Raw genomic sequence first — 18677 nt, forward strand, 5'->3', positions numbered from 1 at the left:
CGTGGGCAGAAAACTCCTCCGCTAATGATTTGAATTTGGGGAAAATAATGACGAATGAAAGTTATTTACAGAAAGTTGTTAATAAAACCTATGAACATGGTTTTATTACGGACATTGAAACGGATGTTATCGCGCCTGGGTTAAATGAAGAGGTAATCAGGCTTATTTCAGCCAAGAAGAACGAACCCAATTTCCTGTTAGAATGGCGGCTCCGTGCCTATCGTCATTGGTTGACTCTGGAATCACCACAATGGGCTCATTTGCGTATCGAGCCGATTGATTATCAAGCTATTAGTTATTATGCGGCACCAAAATCGAAAAAGAAACCTAAAAGCTTAGAGAAAATCGATCCTAAATTACTCGAGACTTACAATAAATTGGGCATCCCTTTACATGAGCAGCAGCGACTGGTTGGTGTTGCCGTGGATGCGGTTTTCGACAGTATCTCGGTAGCAACAACATTTAAAGAAAAATTGGCTGCGTCAGGAGTAATCTTTTGTTCGTTTTCTGAAGCAGTACAAAAACATCGAAATTTAGTGGAAAAATATTTAGGCAGTGTTGTTCCTTATCGTGATAATTTTTTCGCGACGTTAAATTCTGCTGTTTTTAGCGATGGTTCATTTGTGTATGTGCCGAAAGGGGTTCGTTGCCCTATGGAATTATCGACTTATTTTCGAATTAATGCAGCTAATACGGGGCAATTCGAGCGAACGTTAATTATCGCTGATGAAGGAAGCTATGTGAGTTATTTGGAGGGTTGCACTGCTCCACAGCGGGATAAAAACCAATTACATGCTGCCGTGGTCGAATTAATAGCTTTAGCCGATGCGGAAATAAGGTATTCCACGGTACAAAACTGGTACCCAGGAGATGAAAATGGACAAGGGGGGTTTATAACTTTGTGACAAAACGGGGTATGTGTCGCGGAAATAATTCTAAAATTTCTTGGACACAAATTGAAACGGGATCTGCAATTACTTGGAAGTATCCTAGTGTTATTTTAAGAGGCAATAATTCCGTTGGAGAATTCTATTCAGTAGCTCTGACGAATAATTTTCAGCAAGCTGACACAGGTACGAAAATGGTCCACATCGGTAAAAATACCCGGAGTACAATCATTTCTAAAGGAATTGCTGCCGGCCATGGGCAAAATAGTTACCGCGGTTTAGTGCGTGTTGGACTAATTGCTGAAAATGCTCGTAATTATAGCCAATGCGATTCTTTATTGTTGGGAAGTCATTGCGGCGCTCACACTTTTCCTTATATTGAAGCAAAAAATTCCACGTCACGTATTGAGCATGAAGCTACGACCTCCAAAATTGGAGAGGATCAATTATTTTATTGTCGTCAACGCGGTCTTACTGAAGAAGACGCTGTATCAATGATTGTAAATGGTTTTTGTAAACAAGTTTTTCAAAAATTGCCAATGGAATTTGCTGTCGAAGCACAAAAATTGATGGAGGTCAGTTTAGAAGGAGCTGTGGGATGATGGCGGATTGGCGGATTAATAATTAAAAAAGAGATATCCATGTTAATAATAAAAAACTTACATGTGAACGTAAATAATAATGAGATTCTCCGCGGAGTGGATTTAGCTGTTAATGCTGGTGAAGTTCACGCTATTATGGGGCCTAATGGTTCTGGTAAAAGTACCTTAGCGTCTGTATTGGCTGGTCGGGATAATTATGCTGTTACAGCAGGTGAAGTGACCTATTTCAATCAGAATTTACTAGAACTATCACCTGAGGATCGTGCTGTGGAGGGTTTATTTTTGGCATTTCAATATCCTGTCGAAATCCCTGGTGTGAATAACCTTTATTTTTTGAAAACGGCTGTTAATAGCATCCGAAAAAAACATGGTGAACCAGAATTAGATGCGCTGGATATAATGACTTTAGTCAAGGAGAAATCAGCCTTGGTTGATATGGAGGATAAATTTTTAAAAAGATCCGTTAATGAAGGATTTTCCGGGGGGAGAAAAAGCGCAATGAAATTTTGCAAATGTTAATGCTCGAACCTTCTCTTGCCGTTTTAGATGAAACCGATTCGGGTCTCGATATAGATGCCCTACAAATGGTTTCAAAAGGGGTTAACAGTTTACGTAACTCTAAACGAGCTATTTTATTGATTACTCATTATCAGCGTCTTTTAGATTATATTAATCCAGATTTTGTGCATGTCTTGGTTGACGGTCGCATCGCAGTATCGGGTGGTCCCTCGTTAGCTTATGAGCTTGAAAAGAAAGGGTATGGTTGGTTATGAGAATGCTTAGTGAAGGCTGGTCAGAAGCTCGTTTAAAGAGATTGCAAAATCAAAACTGTAATTCTTTACAGACATGGCAACGCGAACAATTAAAAACGTTTTTGTTGACGGGCTTCCCCAATTGCAAAATAGAAAATTGGAAATATACGGACATTACCTCAATTGCCTGTCAAACTTTCTCATTTGGAGAAATAGCTGATTGTGATATAACCCGTTTTGTTATGGAGGATACCCATCGCATAGTATTTATTAACGGACATTTTTCACCCACTTTATCAAATTTGATGCAACTGCCAGCTGAGATTCAATTAACATCGTTAAAGGCAGTGCTAAAAGAAAATCCAAAGGAGATTATAGGTGAGATGAGGAGTTGTCAAACTCCTTTTTCATTGCTAAATGATAGTCTTTTTCAAGATGGCATGTTTCTTCGTGTACTGAAAAATTGTGAGCTTAAAAAACCGATTCATCTCCTTTACTTGATGAAGCCCAATTTTCCATTTGCTATGACCCAAACGCGTCATTTAATTTTTATTGAAGAAAATGCTAATGTCACTCTTTTGGAAGAATATCAGGGGGTCTATCCCACAACTTATTTTAATAACATCGTGACTCAAATAAATGTTGGAGCCTCTGCTAATTTGGTGTTTTATAAATTGCAGGGAGAAAATGACAATTCTTTTCATATTGCAAATACCCAAATTTGTCAAGCGCGAAACAGTCAAGTGATTTCCTGTCATGTTTCATTAGGGGAGCGCTGGCGCGTGAAGATTTGAATTACGTATTAGAAGGCCATAATGCTTCGTGTCAGTTGCTAGGATTTTATCACTTGAAAGGCGGGAGGCATATTGATAATCACACTTGTATTGATCATGGTGTTTCTGGATGTGTGAGCCAACAAATTTATAAGGGTATTATTAATGATAAATCTCGAGCTGTGTTTAATGGAAAAATTTTTGTCCATCCAGAGGCCAAAAAAACGATCGCGCATCAAATCAATAAAAATTTAGTATTTTCAAATGAAGCTGAGGTTAATACAAAACCGGAGCTTGAGATTTATAATGACGATGTAAATTGCACCCACGGCGCTACAGTGGGCCAGTTAAATGATGAAGCTCTATTTTATTTGCGTAGTCGCGGTATTGATCTTTCTACAGCCGAGCATTTACTCTCTTGTGCATTTGCTAGTGAAATTATAGAAAAATTACCTCATAAGTTTATTGCCGAGCGAATCCATCAAAGAATTATTAAATGTTTAGCGCTATTGAATTGCCCGGAAGATTGTCATGATTAATTCACTTGATTCTTTACGCGATGATTTCCCTCTTTTAAAAGAGCGGATTCGGGGGAAATCACTGGTATATTTAGATTCTGGAGCGACGGCGCAAAAACCCCAGATAGTGATTGATGCTATGAGTCATTATTATTGTAATGACAATGCCAATGTGCACCGGGGGATATATACTATCAGCGAGCGGGCAACGACCGCTTATGAAAATACGCGTAAAAAAATTAAAGCATTTATCAATGCTGCCCATACACACGAAATTATTTTTACCCGAGGGACGACAGAGTCGATTAATTTAGTTGCTTCTAGTTTTGGCACTCTGCAAGTCCAACAAGGCGATGAAGTTGTAATTTCAGCAATGGAACATCATTCCAATATTGTACCTTGGCAACTGTTATGTGAGCGAGTGGAGGCAAAGTTAAAAATAATTCCCGTTAATGATAATGGAATTTTAAATTTAGACGAATATCGAAAACTCTTAACAGAACGTACAAAAATTGTAGGACTAATTCATGTTTCTAATGTATTAGGCACAGTTAATCCTGTTAAGGAAATGATTTGTTTAGCCCATGAGAAAAATATTCCCGTCTTATTAGATGGTGCACAAGCGATTCCTCATATGGTTGTCGATGTTCAAGATTTAGATTGCGATTTTTATACATTTTCCGGACATAAATTGTATGGCCCTACAGGGATTGGTGTTCTTTACGGGAAGACTAACTTGTTAGAAAAGATGCCTCCCTATCAAGGGGAGGGGATATGATTCGCCTAGTCACCTTTGAAAAAACGGAATACAACGTGTTACCTCATAAATTTGAAGCAGGTACGCCTCATATAGCTGGTGTTATTGGGCTTGGGACAGCCATTGATTACCTTATGGCGATTGGTTTTGAAAAAATTAATGCTCATGAAAAAGCTTTATTGAATTATGTGACGCAAAAATTACACCAAATTTCTGGGTTAAAAATTATAGGTAACGCCCCGAATAAAGCCGGTGTAATTTCTTTTACTATGGAACAGGTTCATCCGCATGATATTGCGACGATTTTAGATCATAAAGGGATTGCTATCCGGGCTGGTCATCATTGTGCGATGCCTTTAATGGAGCGGTTTAAGTTGCCTGCAACGGCACGAATTACGTTCGGTCTCTATAATACGTTCAACGATATTGATCGGTTGATTGATGGTTTAGTTTGGGTTAATCAAATATTTAATGAAAGCTGTTTGGCAGATTAAAAGAAAGAATGAATGATTTACAGGATTTATATCAAGAAATAATTATCGATCACGGTCGAAAGCCACGACATTTTGGGCGTTTAGCATATCCTACACACGTGCATGATGGCTATAATCCGCTGTGTGGTGATCGATTAACGGTATATTTTCGTGAAGAAGAAGGTGTGATAAAAGAAACAACTTTTGAAGGGAGTGGTTGTGCCATATCTATTGCTTCGGCTTCGCTAATGATGGAGGCTTTAAAAGGAAAAACCCTTGAGCAAAGTGAAATTTTATTTTCTCAATTTCATGATTTGGTGACTGGGAAAAGCTCTAACGTAGAGGAATTAGGGAAATTAGCTGCTTTAGCTGGTGTTGCTGAATTTCCTACGCGGGTGAAATGCGCTACTTTATGTTGGCACACTATGCTTGCCGCTCTGTGTGGTCAGATTGAGATACCCGTGAGGACAGAATAATGAATGATGTAAAAATTATCGAACTGACAGAGGCCGCTTATAAACACCTTCAATCATTAATAAAAAAACGTGGAAAAGAAGCACAATTCCGCTTATCGGTGAAAAAAACGGGCTGCTCAGGCTACATGTACCAGTCGGAGATTGTAGAAAGACCACAAGAGGGCGATATCTCTCTCAAAACTGCGTTGGGATTAACTGTTTTAATTGATGCTCATTGTGTGCCTCTTCTCAATGGCACAATAGTCGACTATGTAAAAAAAGATTTTGGGCAATATCAATTATATTTTAATAATCCTAATGCGATTGGTGCTTGTGGTTGTGGAGAAAGTTTTCATTTAAGAGAAGAAAAAAACGTTGATGATAATGAATAATGAACACGAAAAAGAAATTATTGTACTAAGTCGCGATACGACGGCAATGTTGGTGCCGTCGGGGACGCCTATTAGAGTCCCTCAAGGAACCGAGGTGACTGTAGTACAGAGTTCGGGTGACACATTTACGGTAAATGTTTTTGGAAATTTAGTCCGAATTGAAGGGAGGGACTCCGATGCTTTAGGAAAAGCAATTAAAAACCCTATGAAAGATTTGCCACCTGACACCACTATCAAAGATAAAGTATGGGCTCAACTCAGTACGGTGTTTGATCCGGAAATTCCTGTCAATATTGTAGAATTGGGATTGGTATACGCTTGCGATATTGAGCGATTGGAAGAAGATATTTTTCGTGTGGTTATCGAAATGACGTTAACAGCACCTGGGTGTGGGATGGGACCGGTATTAGTGGAAGATGTTAAACGCAAAATTTTCACTATTCCTGAGGTAAGCGATGTGGAAGTAGAAATTGTCTTTGACCCTCCGTGGGACCGAGAGATGATGTCTGATGCTGCTAAATTGCAATTAGGAATTTTTTATTAGTAATTTAGACGGTAAGCGACTTAAATTAAGAATGACCCAAAGTAAACGTTGGCTCCAAGAACACAAGAGAGATCTTTATGTAAACCGTGCAAAGAAAAAAGCTATACTTCACGAGCATCTTTTAAGCTCTTAGAGATGCATAAAAAATTTAAGCTTTTTAGGCCGGGAATGGCTGTAGTCGATTTAGGAGCGGCTCCGGGAGGGTGGTCGCAGGTCGCAGGTGGCTAAAGAGCTCGTAGACCCAAGGGCTTGTGGTCGTGGCCTTCGATCTCTTGCCCATGCACCCAATTTCAGGCGTTGCATTTATCCGAGGAGATTTCAATGAAGCGGAAACGTTTCATCAGTTGAATGAGGTGATTCATAAAAAAACTAAAGAAAGACGAATAGACCTTGTTATTTCGGATATGGCCCCCAATATTTCAGGTATGAAGAGTATTAATCAGCCGAAATCGTTGCATTTGGTTGAGTTAGCGTGGGATTGTGCTCAAAAATTTTTGATAATAGGTGGAGGATTTTCTTGCCTAAAGTTTTCCAAGGGCCTGGTGTTGATGTTTTTTTAACTGATTTACGTCCTTATTTTAAGCATGTCAAACTCCTCAAACCGAGTGCTTCACGAGCTCGGTCGAGTGAAATTTATATACTCGCCACCGAATTTCTGGGCTATAATCAGCAGGTATGAGTAAAAACGAGGTAACACCTTGAATAGTATTATTAAAAATTTACTGCTTTGGTTGGTTATTGCAGTAGTCCTTATTACGGTCTTCAGTAATTTTGGTGCACGACAACCCGATATTCAGCCCTATAGCTATTCGCAATTTATCCAAGCAGTTAATGTTGACAAAGTCAGCAGTGTGGTTATCCAGGATCATGAGATTAAAGGGATAACCAAAGACAACAAGCATTTTACGACCTATTTGCCTATAGAAGATCAAGCTCTGCTTAATCAATTAATAGATAAGGGCGTGAGTGTAAAAGGTGAGCCTCCAAAACAACAAAGTATGTTTTTACATATTCTTATTAGTTGGCTACCTTTCCTCATTTTGATTTTTGTCTGGATTTTATTTATGCGGCAGATGCAAGGTGGAGGCCGTGGCGGTGGTCCCATGTCATTTGGTCGTAGTAAAGCTCGTTTACTCAACCAAGATCAAGTCAAGGTAACCTTTGATGATGTTGCTGGCGTAGAAGAGGCAAAAGAAGAAGTCAAAGAGTTAGTGGACTTCTTGCGCGATCCCGGTAAATTTCAGCGCTTAGGAGGGAAAATGCCCTGCGGTGTATTGCTAGTTGGTCCTCCGGGAACCGGTAAAACCCTTCTGGCTAAAGCGGTAGCTGGGGAAGCCAAAGTATCGTTCTTTACTATCTCGGGTTCCGATTTTGTCGAAATGTTCGTGGGTGTAGGTGCTTCCCGGGTTCGTGACATGTTCGATCAAGCCAAGAAGCAAGCGCCCTGTATCATTTTTATCGACGAAATCGATGCCGTAGGTCGTCACCGTGGTGCTGGTTTAGGCGGTGGTCACGATGAACGAGAGCAAACCCTCAATCAACTCTTAGTAGAAATGGACGGTTTTGAAGGCAAAGAGGGCATTATTGTAATGGCCGCTACTAATCGGCCTGATGTGCTTGATCCCGCCTTATTACGGCCGGGGCGTTTTGACCGCCAAGTAGTGGTTTCCTTGCCAGACATTAAGGGACGTGAACGTATCCTCCAAGTTCACATGAGTAAATTGCCATTGGCGTCTGACGTTAAAGCTTCTGTCATTGCTCGAGGGACCCCAGGGTTTTCTGGGGCCGATCTAGCCAATACTGTCAACGAAGCTGCTTTATTTGCGGCGCGTGAAAACAAGAAAGACGTTGGAATGGCTGAATTTGAGCGTGCGAAAGATAAAATTATGATGGGAGCCGAACGACGTTCAATGGTAATGAGCGATGAAGAAAAGAAATTGACGGCTTATCACGAAGCAGGCCACGCAATTGTGGGATTGCATATGCCTGAGCACGATCCCGTTTATAAAGTCACGATTATTCCGCGAGGTCGGGCTTTAGGCGTGACAATGTTCTTGCCGGAACAAGATCGCTATAGTATTACCAAACGTCGTTTAGAATGCCAATTAGCGGGATTGTTTGGTGGACGAATTGCTGAAGAACTTATTTTTGGTGAAGAACGGGTGACCACAGGTGCATCCAACGACATTGAAAAAGCTACTGAGATTGCCCGCAATATGGTAACAAAGTGGGGATTGTCGGTAAAACTAGGTCCCTTAACTTATCGGGAAGAAGAAGGCGAAGTTTTTCTCGGACGTTCCGTGACACAGCGTAAAGACATTTCCGATGCAACCAGTAAAGAAATTGATTCTGAAGTGCGTCGTATTATTGATACGGCTTATGACACGGCGAAGAAAACGCTTGAAGAACATATGGATCAGCTTTACATTATGGCTAATGCATTAATTAAATATGAAACTATTGATGAGGTTCAAATTAAGGAAATTTTAGCGGGAAAAGAGCCTTCTCCACCTCCTGGGTGGAAAGAGGATGATGGGGCTGCTTCAGAAGCTGTGAAAAAAGATTCATCTTCCCGAGATAGTGAATCCAAACCCTTACATTCAGGAAAAATTTTTCCTGCCGAAGAGATGGCCAGCCGTTATAATGTCGTCTTCACATTCCTTCTCCCGCCCGCGGGGGAAGGTTAATGTAAGGAGGGTCCTTGATGTCAGAAGCAAAGTTTCATTTGCAATTAAGGGGAAACCGAAAGATCACCTTTTACGAGCCTGCCATTATGGGAGTCATTAATGTTTCTCCTAATTCTTTTTACAATCCGCATCTAGATTTAAATTCTGCTTTCCAGACAGCAGAGAAAATGGCCCGTGAGGGGGCTGATATATTGGATATTGGCGGTGAGGCTACGAACCCATTTGTAAATATTGATACGGACTTCCCCTCTCTTCAGATGGAACTTGATCGATTGATACCTACCATTGAAGAAATAAAAAAACGTTTTAATATTTTAATTTCCGTCGATACCAGTCGACCTCAAGTTATGCGTGAAGCGATAAATGCAGGAGCGGATATTATTAATGACCAACGGGCCTTGCAGGTAGAAGGCGCATTAATAGCCGCAAGAGAATTAAAAAGTCCTGTGTGCCTAATGCATTTTCCTACTTCGAAGCGAAAACCGGGTTCAACTTCGTGCGTCCATCTTTTAGAAACTGTGAAGCGGGACTTGAACGCTGCTGTAGACCGTTGTGAAAGCCAAGGGATTTCTCGGAATCGAATAATTATTGATCCTGGCTTTGGTCAAGGTCACTACGGAAAAAATCTGAAGGAAAATTTTTATCTATTAAATCACTTATCTAAATTTTTATCTTTAGGGTTACTGGTGTTATCAGGATGGTCGCGAAAATCAATGATCGGTGATATCTTAAGCCAATTGCCAGAACACCGGCTATTTGGCAGCATCGCTGCTGATGTGCTAGCCGTATATCAGGGCGCTTCTATCATTCGCACTCATGATGTTAAAGCTAGTCGGGAAGCAGTTCGTATTGCTGCCTATGCCCGCAAGGTTAATCTCATTGGATAGGATAAAAAAATAGAGGGAAAGGAAATGCAAAAAAAATATTTTGGAACCGATGGAATTCGGGGACAAGTTGGAAAATCGTTGATTAACGGTGAGTTCATGCTTAAGCTCGGTTGGGCGGTAGGAAAAGTCTTAGCAAATAGACATTCGGCGACGGTTTTAATTGGGAAGGATACACGTATTTCAGGTTATATGATTGAATCGGCTTTGCAAGCAGGATTATCTGCTGCTGGAGTTAACATTAAATTGACAGGACCTATGCCTACTCCTGCCATTGCGTATTTGACACATTCTGTTCGCGCTGATGCGGGAATTGTAATTAGTGCTTCGCATAACAGCTATCCTGATAATGGAGTGAAATTTTTTAATAAGGATGGCTTTAAACTATCTGATAAGTTGGAGCTGGCTATTGAGGATCATATTGATAAACCTATGCGTACGGTGTCAGCTGACCGTTTAGGAAAAGCAGCGCGAATGAGCGAAGCCCATGGCCGTTATATTGAATTTTGTAAAAGCACTTTTCCTTCAAATTTATCTTTGAAAAAATTAAAAATTATCGTCGATTGTGCCAATGGTGCTGCTTATTCTGTTGCACCCAGTATTTTTCATGAACTGGGTGCGGATGTGATCGCGATTGGTGATAAGCCCGATGGATTTAATATTAATCATGAATATGGAGCCACTGATACTCAGAAACTCCGAAAGAGTGTTCTTAAGCACAAAGCCGATGTCGGTATAGCTTTTGATGGCGATGGCGATCGTCTGATTATGATAGATCATCACGGTATTAGAGTAGATGGAGACGAATTATTATGCATTATGGCTATCGATCGCTTACATTTAAAAGAGAATTGCCCCTTGGGAGTAGTAGGCACCATAATGAGTAATTTAGGATTAGAGCAAACATTAAAGTGCCATCATATTGCGTTTGAGCGTTCGCCAGTGGGTGACCGTTACGTTTTAGAATTGATGCAACAGAAAGGCTGGTTATTGGGAGGCGAATCTTCTGGTCATATTGTCGATCTTGGTTTTACTACTACAGGAGATGGTATTATTACTGCTTTACAGATATTAAGAATCATGCAACAAACCAATAATTCTCTGGTAGAACTTAAAAAAGTAATGGTTAAGCACCCACAAGTCTTAATTAACGTTCCTGTTAATGGGATGCTTAATATGCAACATCCGACTATTGAAAAGGCGGTAGCAGAAGCGGAGAAACGATTAAGTGGTAAGGGGCGTGTATTATTACGTCCTTCGGGGACGGAACCCGTAGTTCGAGTAATGGTGGAAGGACACGACGAAGAAACTATAAGAAAGACGGCCGAAATGTTAGTGATGGTAGTCAATCAGTTGCCTCACATAAAATCGGATGAAATAAAAATTTTTACTCGGCAAGCGAAACGTAGGATTGGTAAGACGGGTTCTCAAAGGTTTATAAATTAATGAGTTATGTAGTAAATAAAGCGCATACTGGGTGTATTTAGTTTAGCAATGATTACCGTGGGGGATCCTCCCCCGATAGTATACGGAATTTACCAGCGACGGCTCTGTTTGGTAGCTTATTAATTTTCTTTTTTTTATTCAGTTTTCTTTTTTATTCTAGGTGCGATCTTTTTCTTACTACCAAGTACGTAGTAGGTAGCAGAGGAGCTTCGATCGACGAGTAAAGATTTGGGTGGGATTTACTCTTGCTCATGGGTAAAAAGTGCTTTTGGTGTTGGCTTGTTTGCGATCTGGTTCCAGTAGATAGAAAATGTTATTTGGTATCCTGCTATATTATCCTTTATTGCAGGGACGATTGGCTATTTAATTTCTCCTACTTTAGCAATCTTTAGCAATAAACAAAATTTTTTTAATTAATTAGCACAATTTTTTTATGTTCCTTCTGAGGTTGCAACTCTCATTAATTTATGTTGTTAATTACCTATTAGGTACTGCATGATTGTGCAAGGCAAAGATGAAGAATGGGTCCAATTATTTTTAACACACGTTTTAACACATTTAACACACCAAGGAACCCTCCGAATCTATTCAGGTTTGGGTGCTAGCAAGACTATGAAACTCATTACAACAGCTTAAAAGAAATAACTTATAAGAAGTTTGGGCTTTGGCGCTTTTAAAAATTAAAAATATGACACTATTTTATTCAGTTGCTTCAAATGCTTCAAAAAAACAGATCAAGAGGGGGTCATTTTATTTCTCCCGGAGATTACACGATTAAAGAGAAATCGGATATCCCTTGTCGCTATAGTGGAGAAATCTACACGATTAGGGAAGGGAGAGCGCGCGTATCGATATATCGATGCTGAAACATATAAGCTTTTGTTAGAAATGATTAAACCTCTGGATATCCCACAGCTCACCCAGAGCTAGAGCTACGGAATTTACGATTAAGTGCTAAAGAGCACCGCCATCAATTAGAATTAATTATTTCCGATGTGATGAATTTATATTATTGCCCGGTTACGGACCCGCTCGATTTCTTCATGAAGAATTAGATGCTGTAATTCACTCATTGCATCGGCAATCAAAGGATTGATGAAGAGGATTTGATTGAAATCAAGTGCCGAATGGAATCGGGGTGGGCCGGATTATTGTAAGTAGAGAGTTTCTTTTAGCGATCTAAAACGAACGGCTGAGAAAATGGCCAACTACTATGAACAAGACTCGGCCATTCGGAACACGTCCGAGGGATTTTAGGGCAATTGCCGAGGGAAAATTAGCCTTCCCCTCACAGAGGTTTCTTAAACGACCGTTTCGAGTGAGGTAAGAGGCAAAAAAACCCACTGTGATTCAACCGCTCAATCACTACCTTCCAGAGCAGGCTTAGGGGTGATTCCGGGACTGCCGGTTTACGTGAGCCAAGAGAGAAGAAGAAATGCCATTGAATTTCTGTCACTCATTGCTCTCTTGGGTTGGGAGTGGAGGGTTTTATTCTTTCCTTAACTGGAATAATTTGCCTCCTTGGGTGTCGTGCTGTGTTTGTCGGGCTGGAATGTCATTATAAAAATCACGAATCAGGTTTGCGATAGGCTTGCGAAAGTGGCACTGAGCACTTCGTAGATTCAAGTCCCTCCTCTCCCCCGAGAGGGATCTCGTCTCCTTTCTCATACGGACCCCTAATATTAAGGCCGGAGGAACACTGGCGGGGGCCCCTATAGGGGGGCTAAAAATCCGCTTCATGGGCTGGCTTCATACTCCATTCTGCTCGACAAATCGCTAAGAACTCGACAAATCGCTAAGAAGTGGCTACACTTCCAGACTTATTGAAGGGGCGCGATTATGATGATGAGGATTAACGAGGAAGCTCTGACTTTTGATGACGTTTTGTTACTACCTGGCTACTCCGAAGTCTTACCCAAAGATGTTTCGCTCACCACGCGTCTGACTCGCGACATAATTCTTAATATTCCTCTATTATCCTCTGCTATGGATACTGTGACCGAAGCGCGCTTAGCCATTGCATTGGCTGAAGCAGGTGGTATCGGAATCTTACATAAAAATATGAGCCCCGAACGCCAAGCGAGTGAAGTCCGAAAAGTAAAAAAATTTGAAAGCGGTGTTGTATTTCATCCTATCACTGTTTCGCCAGCTAGTACTATTGGTGAACTCAAAAAAATCACGAGCGAATACAATATTTCGGGGCTTCCTGTTGTAGAAGGTAAGCAGCTTGTTGGAATTATTACTAATCGCGATATTCGTTTTGAATCGAATATGGAGCAAAAAGTCGTTAATTTGATGACTCCAAAAGAACGTCTTATTACCATCAAAGAAGGCGCCACACGCGAAGAAATTATTAATCTTTTCCGCCCACATCGTGTAGAAAAATTGCTAGTAATCAACGAATACTTTGAATTACGTGGATTAATTACTGTGAAAGATATTCTGCGCTCACAAAAAATCCTAATGCTTGTAAAACTGCTTCGGGACAATTGCGAGTGGGTGCAGCCATCGGTACAGGAAACGAAACTCCGGATCGGATATCTGCTTTGGTAGCCGAAGGCGTTGATATTTTGGTGGTGGATACCGCACATGGCCATTCGAAAGGAGTTATTGATCGAGTGAAATGGGTTAAGAAGTGTTATCCCGATGTGCCCATGATTGCTGGTAACATAGTTACGGCTTCGGCAGCAAGAGCATTAACCGATGCAGGGGTTGACGCGGTTAAGGTCGGAATGGGGCCTGGGTCCATTTGTATTACACGCATCGTGGCGGGCGTAGGAGTTCCACAAATTACGGCCATTGCGCAGGTAGCTTCTGAATTAAAAAATGATGATGTTTTCATCATTGCTGATGGAGGAATTCGATTTTCTGGTGATCTCTGTAAAGCCATTGGAGCAGGGGCACACGCTGTCATGATTGGTGGGTTGTTTGCTGGAACTGAAGAAGCGCCAGGGGAAGAGGTTTTATATCAAGGTCGTTCCTATAAATCTTATCGGGGAATGGGTTCTGCGCGAGCTATGTTTGGAACCTATGGTTCATTCGATCGATATTTTCAAGAAGCTCAAGAGAAACAAGAAAAATACGTTCCTGAAGGCATCGAGGGTCGTGTTCCTTATAAAGGTCCTTTACGAGGAGTGATTCATCAGTTGACTGGTGGTTTGCGCTCGGGGATGGGTTACACGGGTTGTAAGACGATCAAGGAAATGCGAACGAAAGCTCAGTTTGTTCGCGTAACAAGTGCAGGGATTCGAGAGAGCCATGCCCACGATGTAACCGTAACAAAGGAATCGCCGAATTATTCAGTAAAAGAGTAAGAATAAATTATTTTCTATTTTTTATGTTCCTTTCATATCATAGAAAGGATAATAACAATTAAAAATAAAATATGCCGAAAGATATCCATTACCATCGAATTTTGATCCTTGATTTTGGTTCGCAATATACGCAATTAATTGCTCGGCAGGTGCGTGAAATTGGCGTATATTGCGAGTTAATGCCCTGCGAAGCGGATGAGAAAGCCATTCGCAATTATAATCCTCACGGTATCATTCTTTCAGGAGGTCCTGAAACGGTCACGTTAAGCTACACTTTGCGTGCCCCTTCCATTGTTTTTGAAATTGGTTGTCCGGTATTAGGAATTTGTTACGGGATGCAAACGATGGCCTATCAATTAGGCGGCAAAGTGGATATGACCGCTAAGGCTGAATTTGGTCATGTGGAAGTGCGAATATTAAAGTCTGACTTATTATTTGAAAACATTGATGATCGCATTTCTGCTGAAGGTATTCCCTTGTTAGATGTTTGGATGAGTCACGGTGATATTGTTACAGAATTGCCCCCGGAATTTGAAGCAACTGCCAGTACCGATAATTCTCCTTATGCAGCAATGGCTGACTTTAAACGACAGTTTTTTGGTTTGCAATTTCATCCTGAAGTTACGCACACGCCTCAGGGACGTCGAATCTTAATTCAATTCGTTAAAGACATTTGTCAATGTCGAGCAACGTGGATAACGAAGAATATTATTGAAGAAAGTGTTCATGAGATTCGCAATAAAGTGGGGAGTGGGAAGGTCATTGTGGGTTTGTCAGGCGGAGTAGATTCTGCTGTGACAGCAGCTATTGTACACGAAGCGATTGGTGATCAATTGGTGTGTGTATTAGTGGATACCGGGTTACTTCGATTAAATGAAGCGGACGAAGTATTGCATGTATTCAAAAAACATATGGGTGTAACGGTTATTTGTGTTGGTGCGAAAGAGCGTTTTCTGAAAGCCTTGGAAAGGGTTTTGGATCCAGAAGAAAAGCGTAAAATTTCAGGTGAACAATTTATTCGAGTTTTTGAGACAGAGGCTAAAAAGTTAGACGTCAATTGGTTGGGTCAGGGAACAATTTATCCTGATATAATTGAATCCGCAAAAACAAAAACCGGAAAAGGCCATGTCATCAAAACACATCATAATGTAGGAGGATTACCGCTTAAAATGGATTTGCAACTTATTGAGCCATTGCGGGAATTATTTAAAGACGAAGTTCGGAAATTGGGTTTAGAGTTAGGCTTGCCTTACGATTTAGTTTATCGCCATCCTTTCCCAGGGCCGGGTTTGGCTATTCGTATTTTGGGGGAAATTAAGGCTGAATACATTGATATATTACAGCGTGCCGATGCAATTTTTATTGAAGAATTAAAAAAATATGATTATTACCGCAAGGTGAGTCAAGCGTTTGTTGTTTTTATGCCGATAAAATCGGTGGGTGTTAAAGGAGATGCACGTCATTATGGTTATGTAGTAGCTTTGCGGGCTGTGAAAACAATGGATTTTATGACAGCACGCTGGGTAGAATTACCTTATGAATTTTTAACAAGCGTTGGTCAGCGAATTTTAAATGAAATTAAAGAAATTTCGCGTGTGGTTTATGACATTACCAATAAGCCGCCAGCAACGATTGAGTGGGAGTAAAGAATGAAAAAAGAACAGGAAAACCTAGGCACAAGAAAATTCAGAGGCACCTCGGAAAAGGTGACAGGATTCGATTTTTTGATTTTTAGAAGGGAAGGCGTTAATCTTTGTTTTGTCTTCACAATACTTATGTTGGCTACTTCTGTATTTTTACAGATGACTATTAATTTTACGGCTATGGTCAATTTTTTTAATGATCAGCAGTTTTTTCCTGAATTTAATTTATCTCCTGATACCTAAATAAGCTTTTTGGATTCCCTTATGTTTTATGATTTTGGACTTATTTAAAGGGACTTTTGATAAAGGGACTTTTGAAGATTTGTGCAAACAAATTCATCGTTTTCAACGATAGAATTTCCAAATAAGGAGATATCACCTTCCCCAATAATCATCAGTTACAAGTGCTAATGTCAATGAAATTGATTGCTTCAATATTTTTGGGGCAAGTTTATTAGCTATGCAGCATGCGGTGAATCAATTAAATTTCCCTCCTAACAAAGTTCTAGTAAATGGGTGGCGTTTGTCTGAAATTATCCTTCCCTGTAGAAGCAGTTGTTAAAGAGGATAGCCGTATTCCTGCCATTAGCGTGGTATCTATCTTAGCGAAAGTTGCTCGTGATCAGGAGATAGTTAAATATGAGAAACAATATCCGGTTTATGATTTTGCTGAACATAAAGGGTACGCAACTTCGCCTCACTTGAAAGCAATTTATCGATTGGGCTTTTTCGCCTATTCATCGAAAAAGTTTTGAACCAGTGAGGCAAATGATGCTTTTTCCTCGCTCTGAAGATTAGGATTAGGTATGAATAAAATATTTTCTGAGTCTGAAATTTTGGATTCGCTTATTGAATATGAAGCTAAAGGCGATTGTTGCCAGTCCGATGTTATAAGGAGTATCCATATATAAAGAATATGACATATAAAGAAATATGACGATTAAAAATTTTTTTCAGAACAAGATACTTATGAAAGTTGTTGGAAAGCTTTTTCTGAAAATCATGCAACTACGGACAAAGAATTCCGAAAGAAGATTGAAACTCAAGAGAAAATTAAAAAACTGTATGTGGCCTTTAAGAAAATGTATTGTACAATTTTAAAAAACAAGAAATCTGAAGCGAAACAAAATGCAATCAGTCATGTGAAATTTTATCTTGGATTTGGAAACTTAGTGAAAAAGTATTTCGAAAATTAAGTCTATATTAGAATTTTTTAACTTTATAAGGAATCCGAATTTTCAAATTACTTGTCGTAGATTATATTTTTGGTGGACATCATTTAGCAACGCCTTCATTTCATACAGTAGTGAAATATTAGTAAAAAAGAAGAATAGAAGATATGATTTTATAAGAAAGATTTAAGCTGTTGAATGTGGATATATCCTGGAATATTTTTAAGATTTTTTTATTTTTAAGAATTATGAGAGTATCTCAAAGAAAAATTAGTCAAATATTTATTTTTTTATCCAGTCTTCTGATTGCACTAGCTATTGTTTTTACAAATCATTTAGTACAAACGTTAAATCCATTAATTATTCTTTAATTATTCTTTTTTATCAAATTTATTTGATAAGATAAACATCTCAATTACGAAGTAACATGGCTGTGGAATGGAAAAATGTGTTAGGATTGAATTTATCCACCTGTATTGATTGAATCTTAGTATTTGTAGCTTTAAAATATATTAATGGATCAATCGTTTTTGTTTATATCAGAAGAGAGCATTTTTATAATTTTGGAGACAATTATAGGATTTCCTGCAATTATACTGCCGTTAGCAAGGTATTTTTCTGTTACATTAATTTCATAAGTACACTACCTGCTTATTTTACTAACTAAAGAGTTAGCAACGCTGTCCCAGCAGTTACTATGACCTGTCCAGGCTGCGTCGTAGAGTAACCGGAGGCTACATAAAAGCTATATCTAATGCAAATGATTCGCTGTAGCGAAACCCGTAATTTTATCGCGCAATTTTGGGAGGGTGAGCAAATAAGTTTTTTCTAGAATCGAAGCATGGGAGGGAGAAATGTGGCAGCGAATAAAAAACCGTGAAAATCTGGTTTGGATATGACTGATATTTTTTTCATTTAGAGTAGTTCTGCCTTTGTTTTTTGAGGCATAAAATGATTAATCTAATATAAAGGTTATAAATAACCCCTTCTGTGATTTCTCCTTTCATTTGTAGAATGATAGAAATGTATAGAATGTCAGACCATGTAAAAAATTATTAGTTTCATCCAAGGGATCAGTTATCCAACAATAGTTTGGGTTCAATAGTTTGCGTTGGAGTATCTTTGACTATTTTCTTCAGAGAGGGAATCGTGGTCGGGGGAGGAATTCTTAGATAATGTTATTAATAATTTTTTCAGCAGTAATATTATTATATACTTCACAAACGAAATCATTTGATGTTTTCTCTAAGGCTTCAATTTTATTAAGATAGTGACTTTGTTCGTGTATGTAATTTCCCGCTGTTACAGCAGCTTGTGAGGCAATTTTAATAGGATCATTCATTCATGTGCGTTAATGATAATCAACTTATTTCAATTT

Annotated in this window: 11 protein-coding genes and 7 pseudogenes; 17 read left to right on the forward strand and 1 reads right to left on the reverse strand. The window is 39.5% G+C overall.

Annotated elements, in window-relative coordinates:
- The first annotated feature begins 47 nt into the window (after positions 1-47).
- The 17 genes and pseudogenes from sufB (at position 48) to MRH55_RS04450 (ending at position 16882) form a co-directional block, all read left to right on the forward strand.
- Positions 48-1489, forward strand: a pseudogene (gene sufB / locus MRH55_RS04370) (Fe-S cluster assembly protein SufB).
- 39 nt (positions 1490-1528) lie between these two features.
- Positions 1529-2262: pseudogene (gene sufC / locus MRH55_RS04375) on the forward strand (Fe-S cluster assembly ATPase SufC).
- A 2-nt stretch (positions 2263-2264) separates the two neighbouring features.
- Positions 2265-3553: pseudogene (gene sufD, locus MRH55_RS04380) on the forward strand (Fe-S cluster assembly protein SufD).
- Positions 3546-4783 (forward strand): annotated as a pseudogene (locus tag MRH55_RS04385) (cysteine desulfurase). The pseudogenes sufD and MRH55_RS04385 overlap by 8 nt, the downstream one beginning before the upstream one ends.
- 8 nt (positions 4784-4791) lie before the next feature.
- Positions 4792-5238: a Fe-S cluster assembly sulfur transfer protein SufU gene (sufU, locus tag MRH55_RS04390; RefSeq protein WP_304985068.1), complete on the forward strand. Its 447-nt coding sequence runs from the start codon at positions 4792-4794 to the stop codon at positions 5236-5238.
- Entirely contained in the window at positions 5238-5609 is a 372-nt protein-coding gene (gene sufA / locus MRH55_RS04395) for a Fe-S cluster assembly scaffold SufA (RefSeq protein ID WP_304985069.1), read from the forward strand. The genes sufU and sufA overlap by 1 nt, the downstream gene beginning before the upstream one ends.
- Positions 5602-6153 (forward strand): putative Fe-S cluster assembly protein SufT, encoded by a 552-nt coding sequence (sufT, locus tag MRH55_RS04400; RefSeq protein WP_304985070.1) that lies wholly within the window; start codon positions 5602-5604, stop codon positions 6151-6153. Before sufA ends, sufT begins: the two co-directional genes overlap by 8 nt.
- A gap of 31 nt (positions 6154-6184) precedes the next feature.
- Positions 6185-6832: pseudogene (locus MRH55_RS04405) on the forward strand (RlmE family RNA methyltransferase).
- A gap of 19 nt (positions 6833-6851) precedes the next feature.
- Positions 6852-8840 (forward strand): ATP-dependent zinc metalloprotease FtsH, encoded by a 1989-nt coding sequence (ftsH, locus tag MRH55_RS04410; RefSeq protein ID WP_304985071.1) that lies wholly within the window; start codon positions 6852-6854, stop codon positions 8838-8840.
- A 17-nt stretch (positions 8841-8857) separates the two neighbouring features.
- A complete protein-coding gene (gene folP / locus MRH55_RS04415; RefSeq protein ID WP_304985072.1) occupies positions 8858-9727 on the forward strand; it encodes a dihydropteroate synthase in 870 nt (289 codons plus the stop codon).
- Between the two features lie 24 nt (positions 9728-9751).
- Positions 9752-11170: a phosphoglucosamine mutase gene (gene glmM, locus MRH55_RS04420; protein WP_304985073.1), complete on the forward strand. Its 1419-nt coding sequence runs from the start codon at positions 9752-9754 to the stop codon at positions 11168-11170.
- A 48-nt stretch (positions 11171-11218) separates the two neighbouring features.
- Positions 11219-11554: pseudogene (locus tag MRH55_RS04425) on the forward strand (amino acid permease); the annotation flags it as partial.
- 423 nt (positions 11555-11977) lie between these two features.
- On the forward strand, positions 11978-12100 hold the full coding sequence (locus tag MRH55_RS04430; RefSeq protein WP_304985074.1) for a hypothetical protein: 123 nt from the start codon (positions 11978-11980) through the stop codon (positions 12098-12100).
- A gap of 915 nt (positions 12101-13015) precedes the next feature.
- Positions 13016-14484, forward strand: a pseudogene (gene guaB, locus MRH55_RS04435) (IMP dehydrogenase).
- A gap of 71 nt (positions 14485-14555) precedes the next feature.
- The gene (gene guaA / locus MRH55_RS04440) at positions 14556-16130 is read left to right on the forward strand and encodes a glutamine-hydrolyzing GMP synthase (RefSeq protein WP_304985075.1); all 1575 of its coding nucleotides are present in this window, start codon (positions 14556-14558) and stop codon (positions 16128-16130) included.
- 3 nt (positions 16131-16133) lie between these two features.
- Positions 16134-16370, forward strand: a complete 237-nt coding sequence (locus MRH55_RS04445) for a hypothetical protein (RefSeq protein ID WP_304985076.1) — start codon at positions 16134-16136, stop codon at positions 16368-16370.
- A 269-nt stretch (positions 16371-16639) separates the two neighbouring features.
- A complete protein-coding gene (locus MRH55_RS04450) occupies positions 16640-16882 on the forward strand; it encodes a ribonuclease H family protein (protein WP_304985077.1) in 243 nt (80 codons plus the stop codon).
- Between the two features lie 1585 nt (positions 16883-18467).
- On the opposite strand, the gene MRH55_RS04455 is transcribed toward MRH55_RS04450, so the two are convergent.
- Positions 18468-18641: an FIG domain-containing protein gene (locus MRH55_RS04455; RefSeq protein ID WP_304985078.1), complete on the reverse strand. Its 174-nt coding sequence runs from the start codon at positions 18639-18641 to the stop codon at positions 18468-18470.
- Between the last annotated feature and the right edge of the window lie 36 nt (positions 18642-18677).

Source organism: Coxiella-like endosymbiont (genome assembly GCF_030643785.1).
Lineage (GTDB): Bacteria > Pseudomonadota > Gammaproteobacteria > Coxiellales > Coxiellaceae > Coxiella.

Coding starts and splice junctions, on each gene's coding strand:
- MRH55_RS04445 (WP_304985076.1), top strand. CDS start 16,134: ATGAAAAAAGAACAGGAAAACCTAGGCACAAGAAAATTCAGAGGCACC.
- MRH55_RS04455 (WP_304985078.1), bottom strand. CDS start 18,641: ATGAATGATCCTATTAAAATTGCCTCACAAGCTGCTGTAACAGCGGGA.
- sufU (WP_304985068.1), top strand. CDS start 4,792: ATGAATGATTTACAGGATTTATATCAAGAAATAATTATCGATCACGGT.
- guaA (WP_304985075.1), top strand. CDS start 14,556: ATGCCGAAAGATATCCATTACCATCGAATTTTGATCCTTGATTTTGGT.
- MRH55_RS04450 (WP_304985077.1), top strand. CDS start 16,640: ATGGGTGGCGTTTGTCTGAAATTATCCTTCCCTGTAGAAGCAGTTGTT.
- folP (WP_304985072.1), top strand. CDS start 8,858: ATGTCAGAAGCAAAGTTTCATTTGCAATTAAGGGGAAACCGAAAGATC.
- glmM (WP_304985073.1), top strand. CDS start 9,752: ATGCAAAAAAAATATTTTGGAACCGATGGAATTCGGGGACAAGTTGGA.
- sufT (WP_304985070.1), top strand. CDS start 5,602: ATGAATAATGAACACGAAAAAGAAATTATTGTACTAAGTCGCGATACG.
- sufA (WP_304985069.1), top strand. CDS start 5,238: ATGAATGATGTAAAAATTATCGAACTGACAGAGGCCGCTTATAAACAC.